General features: G+C 53.1%; 21 protein-coding genes and 1 other annotated feature. Of the genes, 6 read left to right on the top strand and 15 right to left on the bottom strand.

What is annotated here, in order from left to right:
- The first annotated feature begins 9 nt into the window (after positions 1-9).
- Positions 10-1,332, top strand: coding sequence for a D-serine ammonia-lyase (gene dsdA, locus FDX03_RS21735; RefSeq protein WP_137346571.1), 1,323 nt, complete (start codon positions 10-12; stop codon positions 1,330-1,332).
- 12 nt (positions 1,333-1,344) lie between these two features.
- On the opposite strand, the gene FDX03_RS21730 is transcribed toward dsdA, so the two are convergent.
- The 6 genes from FDX03_RS21730 to ibpA form a co-directional block, all read right to left on the bottom strand.
- Positions 1,345-1,875, bottom strand: a complete 531-nt coding sequence (locus FDX03_RS21730) for a radical SAM protein (RefSeq protein WP_048213763.1) — start codon at positions 1,873-1,875, stop codon at positions 1,345-1,347.
- Complete coding sequence (locus FDX03_RS21725; RefSeq protein WP_048213764.1) at positions 1,872-2,234, bottom strand: DUF202 domain-containing protein; 363 nt, start codon at positions 2,232-2,234, stop codon at positions 1,872-1,874. The genes FDX03_RS21730 and FDX03_RS21725 overlap by 4 nt, the downstream gene beginning before the upstream one ends.
- On the bottom strand, positions 2,224-2,571 hold the full coding sequence (locus tag FDX03_RS21720) for a YidH family protein (protein WP_005121491.1): 348 nt from the start codon (positions 2,569-2,571) through the stop codon (positions 2,224-2,226). Before FDX03_RS21720 ends, FDX03_RS21725 begins: the two co-directional genes overlap by 11 nt.
- Positions 2,572-2,800: 229 nt before the next feature.
- Positions 2,801-4,462 carry a putative transporter gene (locus FDX03_RS21715; RefSeq protein ID WP_048213765.1) on the bottom strand — a complete coding sequence of 554 codons (1,662 nt, stop codon included), beginning with the start codon at positions 4,460-4,462 and terminating at the stop codon, positions 2,801-2,803.
- 124 nt (positions 4,463-4,586) lie between these two features.
- Positions 4,587-5,015, bottom strand: coding sequence for a small heat shock chaperone IbpB (gene ibpB / locus FDX03_RS21710; protein WP_005121488.1), 429 nt, complete (start codon positions 5,013-5,015; stop codon positions 4,587-4,589).
- Between the two features lie 94 nt (positions 5,016-5,109).
- On the bottom strand, positions 5,110-5,523 hold the full coding sequence (gene ibpA, locus FDX03_RS21705; protein WP_040231504.1) for a small heat shock chaperone IbpA: 414 nt from the start codon (positions 5,521-5,523) through the stop codon (positions 5,110-5,112).
- Positions 5,517-5,589 (bottom strand) — a sequence feature (ROSE (Repression Of Heat Shock gene Expression) occurs in the 5'-region of heat shock genes and acts as an RNA thermometer to modulate expression.). (Overlaps the previous gene by 7 nt.)
- Before the next feature lie 239 nt (positions 5,590-5,828).
- On the opposite strand from ibpA, the gene FDX03_RS21700 reads away from it, so the two are divergent.
- Positions 5,829-6,161 carry a YceK/YidQ family lipoprotein gene (locus tag FDX03_RS21700; RefSeq protein ID WP_162873168.1) on the top strand — a complete coding sequence of 111 codons (333 nt, stop codon included), beginning with the start codon at positions 5,829-5,831 and terminating at the stop codon, positions 6,159-6,161.
- 1 nt (position 6,162) lies between these two features.
- On the opposite strand, the gene FDX03_RS21695 is transcribed toward FDX03_RS21700, so the two are convergent.
- From FDX03_RS21695 to dnaA, 9 genes are all read right to left on the bottom strand, one after another.
- A complete protein-coding gene (locus FDX03_RS21695; RefSeq protein ID WP_137346570.1) occupies positions 6,163-7,389 on the bottom strand; it encodes a DUF3748 domain-containing protein in 1,227 nt (408 codons plus the stop codon).
- 64 nt (positions 7,390-7,453) lie between these two features.
- Positions 7,454-8,557: a DUF4056 domain-containing protein gene (locus FDX03_RS21690; RefSeq protein ID WP_061066891.1), complete on the bottom strand. Its 1,104-nt coding sequence runs from the start codon at positions 8,555-8,557 to the stop codon at positions 7,454-7,456.
- Between the two features lie 17 nt (positions 8,558-8,574).
- On the bottom strand, positions 8,575-9,696 hold the full coding sequence (locus FDX03_RS21685; protein ID WP_249357146.1) for a BamA/TamA family outer membrane protein: 1,122 nt from the start codon (positions 9,694-9,696) through the stop codon (positions 8,575-8,577).
- A gap of 5 nt (positions 9,697-9,701) precedes the next feature.
- The gene (locus tag FDX03_RS21680) at positions 9,702-10,712 is read right to left on the bottom strand and encodes a hypothetical protein (protein ID WP_137346568.1); all 1,011 of its coding nucleotides are present in this window, start codon (positions 10,710-10,712) and stop codon (positions 9,702-9,704) included.
- Positions 10,713-10,884: 172 nt separating this feature from the next.
- A complete protein-coding gene (gene yidA, locus FDX03_RS21675; RefSeq protein WP_048213770.1) occupies positions 10,885-11,697 on the bottom strand; it encodes a sugar-phosphatase in 813 nt (270 codons plus the stop codon).
- Positions 11,698-11,910: 213 nt separating this feature from the next.
- Positions 11,911-14,325, bottom strand: a complete 2,415-nt coding sequence (gene gyrB / locus FDX03_RS21670; RefSeq protein ID WP_048213771.1) for a DNA topoisomerase (ATP-hydrolyzing) subunit B — start codon at positions 14,323-14,325, stop codon at positions 11,911-11,913.
- A gap of 28 nt (positions 14,326-14,353) precedes the next feature.
- Positions 14,354-15,427 (bottom strand): DNA replication/repair protein RecF, encoded by a 1,074-nt coding sequence (recF, locus tag FDX03_RS21665; RefSeq protein ID WP_048213772.1) that lies wholly within the window; start codon positions 15,425-15,427, stop codon positions 14,354-14,356.
- The gene (dnaN, locus tag FDX03_RS21660) at positions 15,427-16,527 is read right to left on the bottom strand and encodes a DNA polymerase III subunit beta (protein ID WP_005121477.1); all 1,101 of its coding nucleotides are present in this window, start codon (positions 16,525-16,527) and stop codon (positions 15,427-15,429) included. The genes recF and dnaN overlap by 1 nt, the downstream gene beginning before the upstream one ends.
- A 4-nt stretch (positions 16,528-16,531) precedes the next feature.
- On the bottom strand, positions 16,532-17,935 hold the full coding sequence (gene dnaA / locus FDX03_RS21655; RefSeq protein ID WP_061066893.1) for a chromosomal replication initiator protein DnaA: 1,404 nt from the start codon (positions 17,933-17,935) through the stop codon (positions 16,532-16,534).
- Between the two features lie 606 nt (positions 17,936-18,541).
- On the opposite strand from dnaA, the gene rpmH reads away from it, so the two are divergent.
- Genes rpmH through yidC form a run of 4 tightly spaced genes read left to right on the top strand, consistent with a single transcriptional unit; the run spans position 18,542 to position 20,929 of the window.
- Positions 18,542-18,682, top strand: a complete 141-nt coding sequence (rpmH, locus tag FDX03_RS21650; protein ID WP_003023858.1) for a 50S ribosomal protein L34 — start codon at positions 18,542-18,544, stop codon at positions 18,680-18,682.
- 17 nt (positions 18,683-18,699) lie between these two features.
- Positions 18,700-19,059: a ribonuclease P protein component gene (gene rnpA / locus FDX03_RS21645; RefSeq protein ID WP_003844432.1), complete on the top strand. Its 360-nt coding sequence runs from the start codon at positions 18,700-18,702 to the stop codon at positions 19,057-19,059.
- Positions 19,023-19,280: a membrane protein insertion efficiency factor YidD gene (gene yidD, locus FDX03_RS21640; protein ID WP_003023846.1), complete on the top strand. Its 258-nt coding sequence runs from the start codon at positions 19,023-19,025 to the stop codon at positions 19,278-19,280. Before rnpA ends, yidD begins: the two co-directional genes overlap by 37 nt.
- Before the next feature lie 2 nt (positions 19,281-19,282).
- Complete coding sequence (gene yidC, locus FDX03_RS21635) at positions 19,283-20,929, top strand: membrane protein insertase YidC (protein ID WP_048213774.1); 1,647 nt, start codon at positions 19,283-19,285, stop codon at positions 20,927-20,929.
- Positions 20,930-20,964 lie beyond the last annotated feature (35 nt).

Below are 20,964 nucleotides of genomic sequence, written 5' to 3'. Positions count from 1 at the left end.
AGACTGACTATGGAAAACATTCAAACACTTATCGCCCAGCATCCTTTAGTGGAAGATCTGGTGGCTCTGAAAGAGACAACCTGGTTTAACCCTGGCACCACCTCTCTTGCGGAAGGTTTACCGTATGTTGGCCTGACAGCACACGACGTTGAGGATGCCCACGCGCGTCTGACGCGCTTCGCACCGTATCTGGCGCAGGCCTTCCCGGAAACTGCCGCCACTGGGGGCATTATCGAATCTGAGCTGGCCGCCATCCCGGCTATGCAAAAGCGGTTGGAAAAAGAGTTCGGGCAGCACATTAACGGCGAACTGCTGCTGAAAAAAGACAGCCACCTGCCAATTTCTGGCTCAATCAAAGCGCGTGGCGGCATTTATGAAGTCCTGACCCACGCTGAAAAACTGGCGCTGGAAGCCGGTCTGCTAACGACAAATGATGATTACAGCATTCTGCTTTCTCCTGAGTTCAAACAGTTCTTCAGCCAGTACAGCATCGCAGTCGGTTCAACTGGCAACCTGGGGATGTCTATCGGCATCATGAGCGCCCGAATCGGCTTTAACGTTACGGTCCATATGTCTGCCGATGCCCGCGCGTGGAAAAAATCCAGGCTGCGCAGCCACGGCGTGACGGTGGTGGAGTACGAAGAAGATTACGGCGTGGCGGTTGAACAAGGTCGTAAGGCGGCACAGTCCGATCCAAACTGTTTCTTTATCGATGATGAAAATTCCCGCACGCTGTTCTTAGGCTATGCGGTGGCCGGACAGCGTCTGAAGGCGCAGTTTGCCCAGCAGGGGCGCGTGGTGGATGCCGATCATCCGCTGTTTGTTTACCTGCCATGCGGTGTGGGTGGTGGCCCTGGCGGCGTGGCGTTTGGCCTGAAGCTGGCATTCGGTGACAACGTTCATTGCTTCTTCGCAGAACCCACCCACTCCCCGTGCATGCTGCTGGGGATTTACACCGGGCTGCACGATACCATTTCCGTGCAGGATATCGGCATCGATAATCTGACAGCGGCAGATGGGCTGGCAGTCGGTCGCGCCTCGGGCTTTGTTGGCCGGGCGATGGAACGCCTGCTCGACGGACTGTATACGCTGGACGATCAAACGATGTACGACATGCTGGGCTGGTTGGCGCAGGAAGAAGGTATTCGCCTTGAGCCATCGGCGCTGGCGGGCATGGCTGGTCCTCAGCACGTTTGCGCCTCCACGGATTACCAGCAGATGCAAGGATTGAGCGCGGATCAGCTCAATAACGCCACGCACCTGGTGTGGGCGACCGGCGGCGGCATGGTGCCGGAAACCGAGATGGCGCAATACCTGGCGAAAGGGCGCTAACCCCCTCTGATCTCAACGCAGCATCGCCATCAGCTCCATCGGTGAGCGATGCTGTTTAATCAGATCGCGCATGACGCGCATATGGGGTGATGAGTGTTCAAAGAAGGCCTGATATCCCGCACACAGCACATTTTCCCCGTGAGTATCCCCATGCACCGGGCAATCACCACGGTAAAATTGCGATAAGGAACATGACCGACAACGCACGCTCTGCTGTGAGGTCGATTGCCGTTCAATTTGAACCGCCAGACCACACCATCGACGCAGAGTTTTATCAAAAAGCTGAATAGATACCCGATTAATATCTTCACGAACCCAGATATCAAATATCGTATTTAAAAACTGCCCCCACCCTTCTGGTGTGACAGATTCAGCCGTCAGGTTGCCTGCTTCATCGCGCTTAATCAGAGGGATAAACTGTACGAGACGAACATCGCCTTGTCGTAAATCACGGTACAGTTCAATAGGTTGCAAACTCTTCTGGTGATCAATCACCACCTTTAAAATACCCTCACTAACATCCATGTCCTCACATACTGTCATGCAAAATTCCCGATATATACGATAAGTTGGCGAACGTGTGTTACAGCAAACAGTATTGCAAGGGATAACACCGCGAGGGAGATCATAAATTTGTCACGCACCGCACGAGATTCAGAAAAATCGCTATGCGTAACATCCATCAGGTTACGGCTGCGGGTGTAGCGCCAGAGAATAATCGCCACAATTGCCAGCACCGCTATTGAAACCCAGAATAACGCTCCCGCCTGATGCCAGTTATGCTTAATCGCCAGCGCCATCAGTGCGCCATAGCCTAGCAACGTGCGAAACCAGGCCAGCGATGTCCGTTCCGGTTGTAGACCAGGATCGGACTGGCGACGGGCCTTACGACTACCCGGCATACAGCACCAGCGCCATAACAATCACCGCCACAAGCGTCAGCATGACGCTGATAATCAGCAGGCTGTTGGTGTACGGCATGTCCTCTTTCAGACGCATCGCCTTTTCATTTCGCAACCAGCGCAGATAACCGTAGATCGCCAGACCACCCGCAAACAGACACAGCAACAAGGCAAGTGCCTCACGGATGACCGGCGTGGCAAAATCCGGGGCCAGTTGATCAAGGCCAACCCCCGCCGCCAGAAAACCCAGCGCAGTGCGGATCCACGCCAGAAAGGTACGTTCATTTGCCAGCGAGAAGCGGTAATCCGGCGCTTCTCCAAGGCGGGAAATCTTCATGGCGACTCCTTCAATATTGTAGTCTGGTCGTTATACCGGAACAGTGAAAGAGTATGAACCTGATTCGCAAACGAAAGGGAGTGTAATGTGATGAGACAATGGAAAAGAGAGATGTGCTTTGAAATGCCGGATGGCGACTGGCGCCTTATCCGGCCTACAGTGAACGATGTAGGTCGGATAAGCGCAGCGCATCAGGCATTCCTGGATATGCTGACTGGATAGGTCAGTTTTAACCTAATCCCCAGAAGAGCACCGCCAACAGTTGCGGGGTGATAATCCTCAGGAACATGACCAGCGGATAAACGGTGGCGTAGGAGAGCGCTGCCGCCCCGCTGGTGGCATGCAGGTTGTTCGCAAACGCCAGCGCAGGAGGATCGGTCATTGAGCCGGCCAACATACCACACAGCGTCAGGTAGTTCATTTTGGTGAGAAGGCGCGCCAGCAGACCGACGGTAATCAGCGGGATCGCGGTGATAAAAATACCGTAGCCCACCCAGCTCAAACCGTCGCCCTGCGTCAGGGTATGAACAAAATCACCGCCTGACTTCAGACCAACCACCGCGAGGAACAGTACGATACCCAACTCTCGCAACGCCAGGTTCGCGCTGGGAGGCATAAACCAATACAGCTTACCGATACTGCCAATACGCCCCAAAATCAGCGCCATAATCAGTGGTCCACCGGCCAGCCCCAGTTTTAATGCCACCGGGAAACCGGGGATAAACAGCGGGATTGACCCCAACAACACCCCCAGCCCGATCCCAATAAACACCGGCAACATCTGCACCTGCTGCAGTTTTTGCTGTGCGTTACCCACAACATTGGCAACGGCATCAATCGACGAAGGACGCCCCACCAGATTGAGGATATCGCCAAATTGCAGGCTGGCATCGCTGCTGGCGACCAGCTCAACGCCCGCGCGGTTCAGACGGGAAATCACCACGTCGTAACGTTCTTTAAAGTGCAGGTCACGGATCCGCTTGCCAAGCACCTGTTCGTTGGTCACAACGACACGTTCAACACGCAAATCCGTACCCCGCGTTGACAGCGAAGTGTCCACTTCCTGCCCAATCACCACCTTCGCATTATGCAGATCGCCAGGCTGTCCGACCAGGTGAAGCAGATCGCCCATCTGGATAATCGTACCCGGCGACGGCACCATTAACGTTTCATCTCGCTTCAGGCGTGAACAGATGATTTTGTCGCTGTTCAGAATGGGGACATCCTGAATCGCCATATTATTGAGGTTCGGGTTTTCAACACGAATGTTCATCGTCTGAATCAGCGTATGACCGTTGGTCAGCGTTGATTCATGCTGCTGAGCTTCGGACTCAACGTTCACGCGGAAAATGAGGCGCATCAGCCACATTGTGAGCAAAATGCCGCAAATACCGAAAGGATAAGCCATGGCATAGCTCATCCCCATCTGATCGACCACATCCCCCGGCGTACCCAGATCGCGCAGAATTTGCTGCCCGGCACCCAGTGCGGGCGTATTGGTGACCGCGCCGGAGAAGATCCCCAGCACCACAGGCAGCGGAATAGCGAAGATCTTATGCAGAAGCGCGGTAACCAGTCCCCCGATAATCACGATCAGCACTGCAAACAGGTTCAGACGCAGTCCCGAAACACGCAGTGAGGCAAAGAAACCCGGCCCTACCTGGATGCCGATGGTATAGACGAAGAGTATCAGGCCAAATTCCTGAATAAAATGCAACATATCGCCGCTCAGGGTCATCCCTGCCTGATCGACAAAGTGTCCGACGATGATACCGCCGAACAGTACGCCTCCGATGCCAAAACCAACGCCCCGTACTTTAATGTTGCCGATCCATAACCCGACAACCGCCACCAATGCCAGAACGCTGACCGTCAATGCTATATCACTCATTCTTCTGTTCCCTGTGAATAACATCATTAAGTAAATGGATTCTCGCAGAGTACAAGCGCAATGTATGGGGGGTAAAGCACAAAAAAGCCCCGTCATTTCTGGCGGGGCAAAGGCCTGGAGCTATTTAGCTATTTAATGCGGGACGTTCGCTGATGGCGATACGTTGTGGAGCAATGGTTTCAGGTTCATTACGGGTCAAATCAATATGCAGCAAGCCATTGGTGAAGCTTGCGCCGGAGACTTCCATATTTTCAGCCAACGTAAAGCTCAGACTGAATGATTGAGTGACCAGCCCCTGATGCAACCATTTGGTCTCTTTTTCCGGCTGCTGCGGCGTACCTTTTACGGTCAGACGCGTGCCTTCCAGTTGAATATCCAAATCTTCCTGACGGAAACCGGCTAACGCAAGGGTAATGCGGTAGTGGTTATCATCGCTCTTTTCGATGTTATAGGGTGGGAAGCTTTGGCTTTCACCAGCGTTTTGTAATGCATTGGCCAGTTTGTCAAAACCGATCCATTGACGCAGCAGTGGGGATAAATCGTAGTTACGCATAATATTCTCCTTCTAAGAAGCGAGTAAGTACCTTTCGGCTCCCTGACGGCAAGCCTGTGCTTAGCAGGGCCGCGCAAGCGGCCCGACAGATAAATTAGTTGATTTCGATGCGGCGCGGTTTGTTCGCTTCAGGAATCACGCGCTCAAGCTCGATATACAGCAGACCGTTTACCAGGTTTGCGCCGCGAACGTGGATGTTCTCCGCTAACTGGAACTTGCGTTCGAAGTTGCGTTCGGCAATACCCTGGTACAGGTAAGTACGTTCTTTTTGCTCGTCCGCATGCGCGCCTTTCACCACCAGCAAATTATCCTGGGCGGTAATTTCCAGCTCGCTTTCAGCAAAGCCCGCAACGGCAATCGCAATGCGGTAGTGGTTTTCGTCTACCAGCTCAACGTTGTACGGAGGGTAGCCACCATTGCTTTGGCCCTGGTTGTTTTCCAGCAGGTTAAACAGACGATCAAATCCAATAGCAGAACGGTATAGCGGGGATAAATCAAAGTTACGCATAATCAATAGCTCCTGAAATCAGCGAGAATGTTGGACCTTCCATCTTGGACAGGTCAGGTAGCCAGGACACCCATCAGGCATGCCCTTCATTTGTCTACACCCTAAAAATGGGTCTTAATACAAACTTTTCAAGCGTACTCCTCTGACTTTTTTTGCAGTTTGTTGTCTATTGCATACACTGGGGGGAGCAGTCGTTATCGTTAAATCGCGATTGCCGCCACAGTGCGACAAGATGGTGATGTTATTTTCGCAACGGATCGCTTTAACTCACCCTGCAAACACGATGATTAGCAGATGAAATAATGATGATAAAAAAAATAGTGTTAACACTGATGATGTGCAGCGGGATGGTTTTTATCAGCGGCTGTTCCAGCGTGATGTCACATACCGGAGGGAAAGAAGGGATATATCCTGGCACGCGCGCCAGCGCCACAATGATTAGCGAAAGTGATACAAACTGGGGAACAAAATCGCTGGCGATTCTGGATATGCCTTTTACCGCGGTTCTGGATACGGTACTGCTTCCGTGGGATCTCTTTCGCAAAGATAACTCGGTTCGATCTCGCGTAGAAAAGAGCGAGGAGAGAACGCAAGCCACCAACGCCGTTATCCCCCCAGCTCAAATGCCTGCGCCTTAAGTTAACGTCTGGTTTCTGTCACCCATAGCTGGCGGAAACCGTCGACGTCTTCCATCCATGCAACCTGTCGGCCATCAGGAGAGAAGACGATCGCATCTGCTGAAGGTGGGTTGCCATGGCTGGTCGTTAAAAATTCAATCTCTCCCGTCTGCGCATCACAACAAGCGATTCTGTTCTGCAGTACAAATCCCAACCATTTTCCCGACGGATACCAGTTGAATGCTGACTGAATATCCGTGTCACAGCGGGTAAGCTGACGCGGTTCTCCTCCCTGTGGGGAAATCAACCATAACTGCACGATACCGTTGTCATCACGCATCAGAAACGCAATTTCGGCTGCCGTTGGATTACTGCGCACCCAATGCCGCGGTTGATTCACCAGCCCCGGGAAGGCGTGATCATGAGTAAACGTCAGACGGCGCTGAACGATGCCGGCTGGTGGCGCAGGCATTGTTGCTTCCGTTCCTTCCAGAGGTGCCTCGCCAGGCTGTTTCCAGCCACTTTCATGGCGTGGCAAATCAACGATAAACAGTTCCGGTACTTTTTCGCCACTGACAGACAACGTGTCGCCGATAAAGGCCAGCGTATGATCCCCCACCCAGCCTTCTTCATAAGCGCGGTTAATCTCATCGCTCCCCGGTTTTGGCGTTGGTGTCGTCTGGCTCACCAGCACGCACCAAGAGTTCCCGCTGTATTCACGGGGATGCTGCGCGGAGACCTTCACCGGCCCATACGGCACAGCAACGCCGACATTGCGTAAATCCAGCGCCGGTGAGCGCTCATGTAGCACGTGATCGTTATAGGTGAAACTGACAAACTCGCCGTTTGGGCTAAAAACATGCACATGACTACCGCCGCGCAGCGCGCCTGGGGTATACGGCGCAGTAATATCCATCGCATCCAGATTCCCCACATCTGCCTGCGTAGCAATCACTCCACGGCGATGATGAAAATCGTAATACCATGTTTCATCAGGGTTTTCTGGTCCATGAATGAACACATATTTTTCAGCTTTTGGATGAACGGTCACCACGCCGACGTGTGCGCCTTGCGTAGCACGGTAAATCACCGCCACCTCACCGGTGTGAATATTGACGCGTTCAATCGTCTCTCCGGTAAACGATGCACCGGAAGGACGCACATCAAAGACCAGCCACTGGCTGTCCGGTGTCCAGGTGTTGATATTGGTAAGCTGATGATTACGCGCTGCAAAGGTGATTTGTTTCATGGTGGTGTCCCGGACGAAAAATACCGCTCCTTTTTACCACGCACAGCGCGTATCCCATAAGCCTTTAGCGGGCCGCAAGCGCATCAGCTTGCTGAGCGTTCACAGCCAAAGCGGGGAAGTCCTCGAACGTATAGTAACGAATGGGTGGCGGTAACTGCTCCATTGCTGTACCCGGCCACAGTTGCAACTCTCCGACAGCATTGAGATCAACGCCCTGCCAGCGGTGCGGCAGCGCCAGTCGCTGCAGAACAGCCCGCTCGCCAGGCACGCGTGTCGGCAAACGATTATCCCCCATCTGATAGTTACGCCGCAGCACCAGATACTTTTCCGGCACCCGACGCCGACTGTTCCACCAGCGGCCGTCCAGCATATCGAAATGGAAACGGGTGAGTTCCGGCGACTGAGCGCCAAGATGGACAAGAGCCTGGCGAAGTGCCGTCCCCATCGCCACCTCGTAAACCCCCTGAGAAACTGTTTGCCCCTCCAGAATCAGCGACACCGCCAGGCGGGCACCAAGCAGATTGGAGTAAAGATCCTCTGGCGAAAATGCAGAAACACCTTCAGAAAATCCGGGAACAGACTCAAAACCGTACCATTGCGCAATTTCATGCCACTCCGCGACCTGAAACGCCAGATGAGCGGCCAGCCAGGCTGCCAGCGTGTAACGCGCGACAGGATCGGTTGGTGGTGTAAAGGCATTAAACACTAACCGACGCTGGGCCAGTTCGCTATCCAGATCGAGCGTAAAAGCCTGCCCCAGTTTCGGCAGGATCTGACTAAAGATATAGACCGTCATATCAGCGGTATCACGCACGTGGGCGGTATCAATAAAGCCACCGTGCGTGGTGTAGAGAATGCCGTTATTTTCACGGCTTAAGCCGGTCAGGTTTTCCAGCCCGGCCAGCATGCTATCGTTGTACTGATGCAATCCAAGGTGGCTCGCCGGGACCACGTTATCCAGCTGATAAAACGGTACCGGCATGCCCAGCAATTCCGCATGCAAGTTGTAGCCAAATGCACAGCAAGGACGTAACCCTTTAGGCAGTGGCTGTGGCGGCATAGCAGGCCACGCGGTGGTCGCTCTCGTTGTTACCTGCGGAGACAGATCTAATGCCACTGGCAGTGCCGCCCCAGCGCTGCCTGCGAGAAGTGATGCCAGTAACGACATAGTTTTCAGCAACCTGCTCAAAATGCCTCTCCGACCTGAAAATAGAAACCGCTGCTGCCTTTGCCGATGCCGTAATCCAGGCGTACGTTGACGCGCGGCTTGAATTCAAAGCGATAACCGACTCCTGCCGAGGGCAGGAGTTGTCCGTCGTCCAGCGCACTAAATGATGGCCCCATAGTCCCTGCACCCAGCCAACCGACCACGCCGTGCCGCCAATCGAGCTTGCGGCGATACTCAAGTTGCCCGCTGACGACATTCTTGTCCCGATAGCGCCCTTCGTAATAACCGCGCATGCGTTGATTGCTACCGAGCAGCGGCATCATGCTCCACGGCACTGCTCCCTGGGTAAACGTGCCATCCGCCTCCCATGCCAGCACGCTTTTATCGTCCAGAGAGTGGTAACGACTGTAATGCAACTGGTATTCATCAAACCGGGTATCGCTCCCCACCTCAGGAGTAAAGCAGGTGTAGCGCACATCGGCATACTGCCCTTTACGTGGATTGGGTACGAAATCACGATCGTCCCAGCTCAGTTCCACGCTACTCCCGGAACTGAGAACCGATGCCCCCTGCGGCGTAGTTTCAATTTTCGGCGGATCGTTGTCGTCCATTTGCGCAGCATGCTGGGTATTCAGCGACCAGCCGACCCCCAGATAGATGTTAGGCGCTAACCGCCGGTATAGCGTTGGACGCAAATCCAGGACCTGAGCGGTATATTGCTGTTTTTGGCTATCTTTATCTCCGGCGCTAAAACCCTGCCCCCAGTAGTAGGTTGGGGTATCTGTTAATGCGCCATTAAGAAAGAAACGCCAGCGATCGTCGGCGAAAAAAGCATAATTTTGCATCGTGATGCCAAAGGCCCCCGTTGAGCTAAAGTAGCCGCTCAACGTCAGCGTCGAGTTTTGACTCACCGTATCGTTAGGATCGGGTCGATACATCCCCACTACCGCCGTCCCGATCCCCAGCCCCAGTTCTGGGGTATAAAACGGCCCAGGCATCACTCCCCAGTCGATACCTTTAGTGGCGTTAAAGTTATCGCTGGCGCCCAGTTTATTCAGCCAGCCGTCAATCTCATTGCGGGTCGGCAGCGCCGACTGAACGTATCCGGCAAACAGGCAGAAAAACAGAAGCAGGCCGATGCGCGTCAAAAACGATACTCTCCCGCAGCAAAGAAGCTATTACGGTCGGCGAAGCCAATTTCGGTGGTGATATTAACGTTGCGGGTCAACTCATATTGCGCGCCTACCAGCACGTTCCAGGGGGATTGCAGGTGTTGTTTAACATCGAAGCGACCATTGCTATCCTTGTTCGCAATATCCACCATTTTTTGCAGCGCCGCAGAAGGCATCGTGAGATCGTTCAGGTTGCCGCTAAATTCTTGCTGCACATCCTGATACATGCTGCCCACCCACAGATTTAACTTACCGGATGGCATGTGCAGGGTCTCCATGCCGGGAGTGGTAAAGCGATAACCTACACGCGGAGAGATGGTAAAGGCATTAATACTGCCATCAAGGATATCGAACTGTGTTTGCGTATAGTTGGCATCAAAAACCGTAAACCAGTTGCCCACTCCACCAACCAGAGTCGTTCCTACACCGTAGGTTGTGCCTTTAAAGTCGAGCTGAAATGCCAGATTCTGCAAATTGGCTGGTGTACGGTATTTACGTGGTCCTTTGATTCCTACACCTATCTGCGAAACAGAGTGTCCGTCGGTATAGCCAATCAGACCATAGACGTTCATAAAGGGCAGCAGCCAGGCATCCAGTTTTAAGGTTTCGGTTTTACTTCTCTCCCGGGTGTTGCCGACGTTGATTTTAAACGCGTTATCCAACGAGTGACCGCGCAGGGAAAGACCGTTGAAATTGATGCTGTCTACATTAATGTTTTGCCTGATATTCATGTAGTTAATATTCACGCCAAACGGCTCAGGCAGGTCGTAGCCTCGTTTACGTGCCTCCTCACCTAAAAACGGCAAAACAGAGTGGCTTGTGGTTGGTTTAGCCGCGGGTTTTGTCGGCAAAGAAGTAGCCTGACCATCGTCCTGATAGTCATACAGCGGTGTCAATGTTGAGCCAGAATCCGTCACAGCCCAGGCCTGAAAAGCCAAACAGGAAGACGTCATCAACACCAGGCGGATGCGTGTGTTAGTCATAAGGAAACATAGTTGCAGGCAGGAATCGCCCGAATATAAAAGAAGGGGGGAGAGTATAGAAGTTACGTGCTAAGTGGGGGGATTAATGTGCGATTTCACATCTGATAATACAAACATGATTTTTATAACATTCTTAATGTTTTATGCCTGGCCGAAGCCAGGCATACGTGTATCAGGAGAGAACGTATTTCTCAATCGCCCAGGCTACGCCGTCTTCAAGATTGGATTTCGTCACGAAGTTAGCCACTTCTTTCACCGACGAAATAGCATTATCCATTGCAACGCCTACGCCTGCGTATTCGATCATCGCGATATCATTTTCCTGATCGCCAATCGCCATCACCTCTTCGGCTTTAATTCCTAACGCATCGGCCAGCGATTTCACGCCAGTGCCTTTATTGACGCGTTTATCCAGAATTTCGAGGAAATATGGCGCACTTTTCAGCACGGTGTACTTCTCTTTTACCTCTGCTGGAATACGCGAGATGGCTTGATCGAGGATTTCTGGTTCATCAATCATCATCACTTTCAGGAACTGGGTCGCCGGGTCCATTTTCTCTGCTTCACAGAACACCAGCGGGATGGTCGCGACAAAAGACTCATGCACCGTGTAGTAACTGATATCACGGTTGGCGGTATACAGAGTATTGCGATCGAGTGCGTGGAAATGCGAGCCGACCGTCCTGGAGAGTTGTTCCAGGAAGCGGTAATCATCATAGCTCAGCGCGGTTTGCGCGACGGTGCTTCCATCTCCGGCTTTCTGCACCAGCGCGCCGTTGTAGGTAATACAGTAGTCACCGGGTTGTTCCATATGCAGTTCTTTCAGATAGCTGTGGACGCCAGCATACGGGCGCCCCGTGGTCAGCACCACATTCACACCTCGCGCGCGTGCCGCGGCAATCGCCGTTTTGACCGCTGGTGAAATGGTGTGATCGGGCAGCAGAAGTGTGCCATCCATGTCGATAGCAATAAGTTTGATAGCCATGAGTTCCCCAGATTAAATGAGTCCATCCTCATGCTAACGCGATTCCGCTCAAAAAACAGCTACGAAAAGGGGGATGGAAAGGGGAATCGGGATTCCCCTTTTGACAATCGATGGTAGGGCGGATAGGGCCTGAGCCGCCATCCGGCAAACGCAGACGAACTGCCTGATGGCGCTTCGCTTATCAGGCCTACAGGAGCAGGCCTGAGGTACATGTTAGATATCGATATTCGCCGCTTTCAGGGCGTTTTCTTCGATAAATGCACGACGCGGTTCAACAGCATCACCCATCAGCGTGGTGAACAACTGGTCAGCGGCAATCGCATCCTTCACGGTAACGCGCAGCATACGGCGGCTTTCCGGATCCATGGTAGTTTCCCACAGCTGTTCCGGGTTCATCTCGCCCAGACCTTTATAGCGCTGAATTGCGAGGCCACGACGGGACTCTTTCACCAGCCAGTCCAGCGCCTGCTCGAAGCTGGCAACCGGCTGACGACGCTCGCCACGTTCGATAAACGCATCGTCTTCGATCAGGCCACGTAGTTTCTCACCCAGCGTGCAGATACGACGGTATTCGCCGCCGGTCACAAACTCGTGATCCAGCGGATAGTCGGTATCAACACCGTGGGTACGCACGCGGATCACCGGCTCGAACAGGTTCAGTTCAGCGTCTTTACGCACAAAGCTGTTCCAGGTGCTGCCGTGCATTTCGTTTTCATTCAGCACGTTAACCAGCTGGGAAACCCAGGCAGTGACTTTCGCTTCATCAGTGAGATCGGCTTCAGCCAGCGTCGGTTGATAAACCAGTTCTTTCAACAGCGCTTTCGGGAAACGGCGTTCCATACGGCCAATCATTTTCTGCGTGGCGTTGTATTCAGAAACCAGTTTTTCCAGCGCATCACCCGCCAGCGCTGGCGCGTGGGCATTGGTGTGCAGCGTAGCACCATCAAGGGCGATAGAGATCTGGTACTGATCCATCGCTTCATCGTCTTTGATGTACTGTTCCTGCTTGCCTTTCTTCACTTTGTACAGCGGCGGCTGCGCAATGTAGACGTGGCCGCGCTCAACGATTTCCGGCATCTGACGATAGAAGAAGGTCAACAGCAACGTACGGATGTGCGAGCCATCGACGTCCGCATCGGTCATGATGATGATGCTGTGATAACGCAGTTTGTCCGGGTTGTACTCGTCGCGACCGATGCCGCAGCCCAGCGCGGTGATCAGCGTCGCCACTTCCTGAGAAGAGAGCATCTTGTCGAAGCGCGCCTTCTCAACGTTAAGAATTTTACCCTTCAGCGGCAGAATCGCCTGGTTTTTACGGTTACGTCCCTGCTTCGCAGAGCCGCCCGCTGAGTCCCCTTCCACCAGGTACAGTTCAGAGTGAGCCGGGTCGCGTTCCTGACAGTCCGCCAGTTTGCCCGGCAGACCCGCTAAGTCCAGCGCACCTTTACGGCGGGTCATTTCACGCGCACGACGTGCCGCTTCACGAGCACGCGCCGCATCAATAATTTTGCCGACGACGATTTTCGCGTCAGACGGGTTTTCCAGCAGGTATTCGCTCAGCAGTTCGTTCATCTGCTGTTCTACCGCCGATTTCACCTCAGAAGAGACCAGCTTGTCTTTGGTCTGGGAGGAGAATTTCGGATCCGGTACCTTCACGGAAACAACGGCAATCAGGCCTTCACGGGCATCGTCACCGGTGGCGCTGACTTTCGCTTTTTTGCTGTAGCCTTCTTTGTCCATGTAGGCGTTCAGGGTACGGGTCATCGCCGCACGGAAGCCTGCAAGGTGAGTACCGCCATCACGCTGCGGAATGTTGTTGGTGAAGCAGTAGATGTTTTCCTGGAAACCATCGTTCCACTGCAGCGCAACTTCAACGCCAATACCGTCTTTTTCGGTGGAGAAGTAGAAGATATTCGGGTGGATCGGCGTTTTGTTTTTGTTGAGGTATTCAACAAACGCCTTGATGCCGCCTTCGTAGTGGAAATGATCTTCTTTGCCATCGCGCTTATCGCGCAGACGAATAGACACGCCGGAGTTCAGGAATGACAGCTCGCGCAGACGCTTAGCCAGAATGTCGTATTCGAACTCAACGACGTTGGTAAAGGTTTCGTGGCTTGGCCAGAAACGGACCTGAGTCCCCGTCATTTCTGTTTCGCCAGTTACTGCCAGCGGCGCCTGCGGCACACCGTGCACGTAAGTTTGCTGATGCACTTTGCCTTCACGACGAATCACCAGTTCCAGCTTCTGTGACAGGGCGTTAACGACGGAAACACCCACACCGTGCAGACCGCCGGAAACTTTATAGGAGTTATCATCGAATTTACCGCCTGCGTGCAAAACGGTCATGATAACTTCCGCTGCCGAAACGCCCTCTTCCGGGTGAATACCGGTTGGGATACCACGGCCATCATCGGTAACGGACACGGAGTTGTCAGCGTGAATCGTTACCACGATATCTTTACAGTGACCCGCGAGCGCTTCGTCGATAGCGTTATCTACCACCTCGAATACCATGTGGTGCAGACCGGTGCCGTCATCCGTGTCGCCGATATACATACCCGGGCGCTTACGCACCGCATCCAGTCCTTTCAGGACTTTGATACTGGAGGAGTCATAAGAATTCGACATCAACGTTTCTCGCTCATTTTATCTTGGGTTAATCCGTTATTTTACCCTTTTCCACGGTAAACATCTTCGAATTTTCATCGGACATGTCTATAACGTGTTCAGCGCTGATTGCGCTGACAAAGACCTGAGATTGCGTGGCTTTTAAGCGGCTGGCCAGCAGTCCGCGACGCGCGTCATCCAGTTCAGAGGCAAAATCATCTATCAGGTACAGGCAGCGCCGCCCGCTTTCACGGGTCAGAAACTCCCCTTGCGCCAGACGTAAGGCGCACATCAGCAGCTTGAGCTGCCCACGCGACAACGTATCTTCCACCGGCGCACCGTCGGCGCGAATGCGGAAATCCGCCTTATGCGGGCCGTGCGCGGTGTAGGTCAACATGCGATCGCGTTCAAAACTGCGTTCCAGCACTTCGGCGTAATCTGTCTCTTTCTCCCAGCCGCGCTGGAAAGAGAAGGAGAGAGAAAATTCGGGAAGAAACTGCTGGCAGGTATCCGCCATATCCTGCGCGATACCGGCGCTGTACTCCGCGCGCCAGGTGCTGATTTGTTCCGCCAGTGGGATCAGTTCTTTATCCCACGGGCGGAGTTGCTCATAACGACTTACCTGGCGCAGTGCCGCATTGCGCTGCTTGAGCAGGCGCTTCAGGTTGCTCCAGGCGGTGAAAAATCCGGCTTCATTGTGAAAGCATCCCCAGTCAAGGAATGCTCTTCTGTATTTGGGGCCGCCATTGAGTAAAGTAAACCCCTCGGGCGTGATCAGCTGCATCGGCATCAGGTGCGCCAGTTCCGCGACCTTGTGCCCGTCAGTGCCGTCAATGCGCACTTTACTGTCGCCCAGTTTGTCTTTCGTCAGGCCAATCGACGTCTCACGCTCATCACCCTGCAAACGCCCGTGTAAAACAAACGATTCCTGCTCGTGGCGAATCACGCGGCCAATTTGCAAACTGCGAAACGCCCGGCCGTGGCCGAGCGTATAGATAGCTTCCAGCACGCTGGTTTTGCCGCTGCCGTTAGCGCCTACCAGGAAGTTAAAGCCGGGAGATAAAGCGAGATCCGCGTTTTCGATATTACGAAAATCGCGGATCAACAGGCGGGTCAGCGACATTACAGTCTCATTGGCATAACAACGTAAGCCGCGCTCTGGCTGGCTGCATCTTCAATTTGTACGCTGGAGACGGAATCGGTCAGCAGAATACGCACGTTTTCGCACTTCAGCGCGTTCAGAACGTCCAGTACGTAGCTAACGTTAAAGCCGATTTCCAGTTCTGTACCAGGATAGGAGACATCCAGAATTTCTTCGGCTTCTTCCTGCTCCGGGTTATTAGCGGTGATTTTCAGCTGGTTTTCACTGACATACAGACGCACGCCGCGGAATTTCTCGTTAGAGAGGATCGCCGCACGAGCAAACGCCTGTTTGAGGATATCGCAACCTGCTTCCAGATGTTTGTCCGGATTCTTCGGCAGTACGCGGCGATAATCCGGGAAACGACCGTCAACCAGCTTGGAGGTAAAGATGAAATCACCCACGTGCGCACGAATATTGTTGCTGCCAATCTGTACGCGCAGCGGGTTATCGCCGCCGTCGAGCATACGCATCAGTTCAATCACGCCTTTACGCGGTACGATCACCGAATGGCTGGGCAACGGCTGACCGACAGGCATTGAACAGACCGCCAGGCGGTGACCGTCGGTCGCCACGGTACGCAGCTCTTCCCCTTCGGTTTCAAACAGCATGCCGTTTAAATAGTAACGCACGTCCTGATGCGCCATTGAAAACTGCGTGGCTTCAATCAGACGCTTCATCGTCGCCTGCGGTAGCGTGAATTCGACTTCGCTCTGCCAGTCGTCCAGATTCGGGAAGTCGGCGGCAGGCAGCGTGGACAGCGAGAAACGGCTGCGGCCAGAACGCACCAGCATACGGTCGCCTTCCAGTTGAACGGCAATTTCTGCGCCTTCCGGCAACCCGCGGCAAATATCGAAGAATTTACGCGCCGGAACGGTGGTCGCACCAGGTTCATGCGGCTGGATCAGCGCCACGCGCGCCACCATCTCCATTTCGAGATCGGTACCGGTCAGAGAAAGCGCACCGTCAGCAACCTGCAGCAGCAGGTTTCCGAGGATCGGCAGTGTAGGACGTCCACCCAGCGGGCCGCTGACCTGCTGAAGCGGTTTTAATAAATGTTCACGTTCAACGGTAAATTTCATAGCGTCACGAAGATAATGTTCTGATTAAATTGGAGAAATCTTCTTTAATATCATGGCTTTCTTCACGCAACTGCTCAATCTTACGGCAGGCATGAAGCACGGTAGTATGGTCGCGCCCACCAAACGCATCGCCAATTTCCGGCAGACTGTGGTTAGTGAGCTCTTTTGCCAGCGCCATCGCCATCTGACGCGGACGTGCTACCGAACGAGATCGACGCTTAGAAAGCAGATCCGCAATTTTGATTTTGTAATACTCTGCCACCGTCTTTTGAATATTGTCGATGGTGACCAGCTTTTCCTGCAAAGCCAGCAAATCGCGCAGCGCTTCACGCACGAAATCGATAGTAATTGCCCGGCCGGTAAAATTGGCGTTAGCGATCACGCGGTTCAGTGCGCCTTCCAGTTCACGCACGTTAGAGCGTAGACGCTTGGCGATAAAGAACGCCACTTCACCCGGCAGACGAATGTCGTTTTCGTCAGCCTTTTTCATCAGGATCGCGACGCGTGTTTCCAGCTCAGGCGGCTCGATCGCGACAGTCAGTCCCCAGCCGAAGCGAGATTTCAGACGATCTTCAACGCCGTTGATCTCCTTCGGATAGCGATCCGAGGTCAGGATGATCTGCTGATTACCTTCCAGCAGGGCATTAAAGGTGTGGAAAAATTCTTCCTGTGAACGTTCTTTATTAGCAAAGAATTGAATATCGTCAATCAGCAGCGCATCAACGGAACGGTAATAGCGTTTAAACTCTTCGATCGCATTGTTTTGCAGGGCTTTAACCATGTCCTGCACAAAACGCTCGGAGTGCATATACACCACTTTTGCGTTCGGCTTACGCGCCATAATGCCGTTACCGACAGCGTGCAGCAGGTGGGTTTTACCCAGACCCGTACCGCCATAAAGGAATAACGGATTGTAGGCGCCGCCTGGATTGTCCGCCACCTGACGTGCCGCCGCGCGCGCCAGTTGGTTAGATTTACCTTCAACGAAGTTATCAAACGTATGTTTGACGTTGACGTTAGAGCGATAGGTAGGTTCAGCCGGAGCCGGGACGTTATCCCAGCCAGGGCGCGCTGCCGGTACGGTACGTTGCGGTTGCACTTGCTGAGCCACGTGGGCGGGCGCCACAACGTTGTTGACCGGCGTTTTCAGCGTTTGCGTAACGGGTTTAGTGCCAACCTCAAAACGCAGCTGTGGGGCATCCGCTCCGCAAAAATTATTGAGTAATCCATTAATATTATTAAGGTATTTATCCCTTACCCAATCGAGCACGAAACGGTTTGGCGCATACAAAGCCAGCGTGTTATCGCTCAGTTCCGCCTGCAACGGGCGTATCCACATACTGAATTCTGTGGCTGGTAACTCATCCTGCAATCGGGCAAGACACTGCTGCCAAAGCGAAAGTGACACGGCGGACTCCACTCGAACAAAAGTCGATAAATGACAAAGGCTGAAACATTCATGATTGTTGACGCACATCGACAAGACCCTATGCAAAGGGTGACGTGCGAATTGCTATCTGCAATTTTTACCCGATCAGGATCCATTGAAACGATCGGGACCGCGGATCATAGCGTAAACTGAGAAAGAGATCTTCTGTTTCTCACAGATTCTTCCCGATTTATCCACAGGATGATCCAGAATCGGCTAAGTGTAAACGATCCTGGAGAAGTGCTGCAGGTTTTCGCGCGCATATTGAAAAAATTAATGAGTAAAGATGCTTTACTGCTTAAACGATCTAATAAAGATCCCGTGCGATCCTTGCGCTTTATCCACCAGCCCGTATAATTCTTACCCCCAGCGAGTAACGGTCGCCTTACGGCGTCAACGCTGCCTGTTTTTTACACAAAACCACGTGAAAAAAAACGGGATATAAGGAAAGAGAATTGACTCCGGAGTGTACAATTATTACAATCCGGCCTCTTTAATCACCCACACTGTGGCGTAAGTCGTTCGAAATTCGTTCGGGTATACGCAAAAGTCAGTGAATTTATTCAAGTTTAGGTAGAAATCGCCATGAAACGCACTTTTCAACCGTCTGTACTGAAGCGCAACCGTTCTCACGGCTTCCGTGCTCGTATGGCAAATAAAAATGGTCGTCAGGTTCTGGCACGTCGTCGTGCTAAAGGCCGTTCTCGTCTGACCGTTTCTAAGTAATAAAAGCTAGCCCCTGAGTGGTTAAGCTCGCATTTCCCAGGGAGTTACGTTTGTTAACTCCCACTCATTTCACATTCGTCTTCCAGCAGCCACAACGGGCTGGCACGCCGCAAATCACCATCCTCGGCCGCCTGAATTCGCTGGGGCATCCCCGTATCGGTCTTACCGTCGCCAAGAAAAATGTTAAACGTGCGCATGAACGTAATCGGATTAAACGTCTGACGCGTGAAAGCTTCCGTTTACGTCAGCACGAGCTTCCAGCAATGGATTTCGTGGTGGTGGCGAAAAAAGGGGTTGCTGACCTCGATAACCGTGCTCTCTCGGAAGCGTTGGAAAAATTATGGCGTCGCCATTGTCGCCTGGCTCGCGGGTCCTGATAGCCCTCATTCGGGTCTATCAACGCCTGATCAGTCCGCTGCTTGGGCCGCATTGCCGTTTCACTCCAACCTGTTCGAGCTACGGAATTGAGGCATTGCGCAGGTTTGGAGTGATAAAAGGCAGTTGGTTGACGGTGAAACGCGTATTAAAATGCCACCCTTTACACCCTGGTGGTGACGATCCCGTCCCGCCCGGACCATTTGATACCAGAGAACACTAACGATGGATTCGCAACGCAATCTTTTAGTCATCGCTTTGCTGTTCGTGTCTTTCATGATCTGGCAAGCCTGGGAGCAGGATAAAAATCCGCAACCTCAGGCCCAACAGACCACGCAGACAACGACCACCGCAGCGGGTAGCGCCGCCGACCAGGGCGTACCGGCCAGTGGCCAGGGGAAACTGATTACGGTTAAAACTGACGTGCTTGATCTGACCATCAACACCCGTGGTGGTGATGTGGAACAGGCTTCACTGCCAGCTTACCCGAAAGAACTCGGTTCTACCGAACCGTTCCAGTTACTGGAAACCACGCCACAGTTCATCTACCAGGCACAGAGTGGCCTGACAGGTCGTGACGGTCCGGATAACCCGGCTAACGGCCCGCGTCCGCTGTACAACGTCGAAAAAGACGCGTTTGTACTGGCTGACGGTCAGAACGAACTGCAGATCCCGATGACCTATACTGACGCAGCGGGTAACACATTCACTAAAACGTTTGTACTCAAGCGTGGTGAATATGCTGTCAACGTTAACTACAGCGTGCAGAACGCCGGCGAAAAACCGCTGGAAGTCTCCACCTTTGGTCAGCTGAAGCAATCCATCAATCTGCCATCTCATCGCGATACCGGAAGCAGCAACTTTGCGCTGCACACCTTCCGCGGCGCGGCGTACTCCACGCCGGATGAGAAGTATGAGAAATACAAATTCGACACCATTGCTGACAACGAAAACCTGAACGTCAATGCTAAAGACGGTTGGGTTGCAATGCTGCAACAGTATTTCGCCACGGCATGGGTTCCGCGTAACGACGGCACCAACAACTTCTATACCGCTAACCTGGGTAACGGCATTGCCGCTATCGGCTATAAATCACAGCCGGTATTGGTACAGCCTGGTCAGACTGGCGCGATGACCAGCACCCTGTGGGTCGGCCCGGAAATTCAGGATAAAATGGCGGCCGTTGCACCGCACCTGGATCTGACCGTGGATTACGGCTGGTTGTGGTTCATCTCTCAGCCGCTGTTCAAACTGCTGAAATGGATCCATAGCTTCCTGGGTAACTGGGGCTTCTCTATCATCGTTATCACCTTTATCGTTCGTGGCATCATGTACCCGCTGACCAAAGCGCAGTACACCTCCATGGCGAAGATGCGTATGCTGCAGCCAAAGATTCAGGCAATGCGTGAGCGTCTGGGCGATGACAAACAGCGTCAGAGCCAGGAAATGATGGCCCTGTACAAAGCTGAGAAGGTTAACCCGCTGGGCGGCTGCTTCCCGCTGATCATCCAGATGCCAATCTTCCTGGCGTTGTACTACATGCTGATGGGCTCCATTGAGCTGCGTCATGCGCCGTTCGCGCTGTGGATCCATGACCTGTCCGCACAGGACCCGTACTACATTCTGCCGATTCTGATGGGCGTGACGATGTTCTTCATTCAGAAGATGTCTCCGACCACCGTAACCGACCCGATGCAGCAGAAGATCATGACCTTTATGCCGGTCATCTTCACCGTGTTCTTCCTGTGGTTCCCGTCAGGTCTGGTGCTGTACTATATCGTCAGCAACCTGGTAACCATTATTCAGCAGCAGCTGATTTACCGTGGTCTGGAGAAGCGTGGCCTGCATAGCCGCGAGAAGAAAAACTCCTGATTCGGTGTAGGCCGGATTAGGCGAAGCCGCCATCC

The sequence above is a fragment of the Citrobacter sp. wls827 genome (assembly GCF_005280875.1).
GTDB classification, from domain to species: domain Bacteria; phylum Pseudomonadota; class Gammaproteobacteria; order Enterobacterales; family Enterobacteriaceae; genus Citrobacter; species Citrobacter youngae.
The sequence above is the reverse complement of the archived record's forward strand: the minus strand, read 5'-3'. Positions and strand labels throughout refer to the sequence as shown.

Bases quoted from the DNA above. Each gene is read 5' to 3' on its own strand.
- ibpA (WP_040231504.1), bottom strand. From the start codon at position 5,523: ATGCGTAACTTTGATTTATCCCCGCTATACCGTTCTGCTATTGGATTT.
- dnaN (WP_005121477.1), bottom strand. From the start codon at position 16,527: ATGAAATTTACCGTTGAACGTGAACATTTATTAAAACCGCTTCAGCAG.
- rpmH (WP_003023858.1), top strand. From the start codon at position 18,542: ATGAAACGCACTTTTCAACCGTCTGTACTGAAGCGCAACCGTTCTCAC.
- FDX03_RS21725 (WP_048213764.1), bottom strand. From the start codon at position 2,234: ATGCCGGGTAGTCGTAAGGCCCGTCGCCAGTCCGATCCTGGTCTACAA.
- ibpB (WP_005121488.1), bottom strand. From the start codon at position 5,015: ATGCGTAACTACGATTTATCCCCACTGCTGCGTCAATGGATCGGTTTT.
- FDX03_RS21730 (WP_048213763.1), bottom strand. From the start codon at position 1,875: ATGACAGTATGTGAGGACATGGATGTTAGTGAGGGTATTTTAAAGGTG.
- FDX03_RS21715 (WP_048213765.1), bottom strand. From the start codon at position 4,462: ATGAGTGATATAGCATTGACGGTCAGCGTTCTGGCATTGGTGGCGGTT.
- FDX03_RS21690 (WP_061066891.1), bottom strand. From the start codon at position 8,557: ATGTCGTTACTGGCATCACTTCTCGCAGGCAGCGCTGGGGCGGCACTG.
- FDX03_RS21720 (WP_005121491.1), bottom strand. From the start codon at position 2,571: ATGAAGATTTCCCGCCTTGGAGAAGCGCCGGATTACCGCTTCTCGCTG.
- dsdA (WP_137346571.1), top strand. From the start codon at position 10: ATGGAAAACATTCAAACACTTATCGCCCAGCATCCTTTAGTGGAAGAT.
- recF (WP_048213772.1), bottom strand. From the start codon at position 15,427: ATGTCGCTGACCCGCCTGTTGATCCGCGATTTTCGTAATATCGAAAAC.
- FDX03_RS21700 (WP_162873168.1), top strand. From the start codon at position 5,829: ATGATAAAAAAAATAGTGTTAACACTGATGATGTGCAGCGGGATGGTT.
- FDX03_RS21680 (WP_137346568.1), bottom strand. From the start codon at position 10,712: ATGACTAACACACGCATCCGCCTGGTGTTGATGACGTCTTCCTGTTTG.
- yidC (WP_048213774.1), top strand. From the start codon at position 19,283: ATGGATTCGCAACGCAATCTTTTAGTCATCGCTTTGCTGTTCGTGTCT.
- gyrB (WP_048213771.1), bottom strand. From the start codon at position 14,325: ATGTCGAATTCTTATGACTCCTCCAGTATCAAAGTCCTGAAAGGACTG.
- yidD (WP_003023846.1), top strand. From the start codon at position 19,023: ATGGCGTCGCCATTGTCGCCTGGCTCGCGGGTCCTGATAGCCCTCATT.
- FDX03_RS21695 (WP_137346570.1), bottom strand. From the start codon at position 7,389: ATGAAACAAATCACCTTTGCAGCGCGTAATCATCAGCTTACCAATATC.
- yidA (WP_048213770.1), bottom strand. From the start codon at position 11,697: ATGGCTATCAAACTTATTGCTATCGACATGGATGGCACACTTCTGCTG.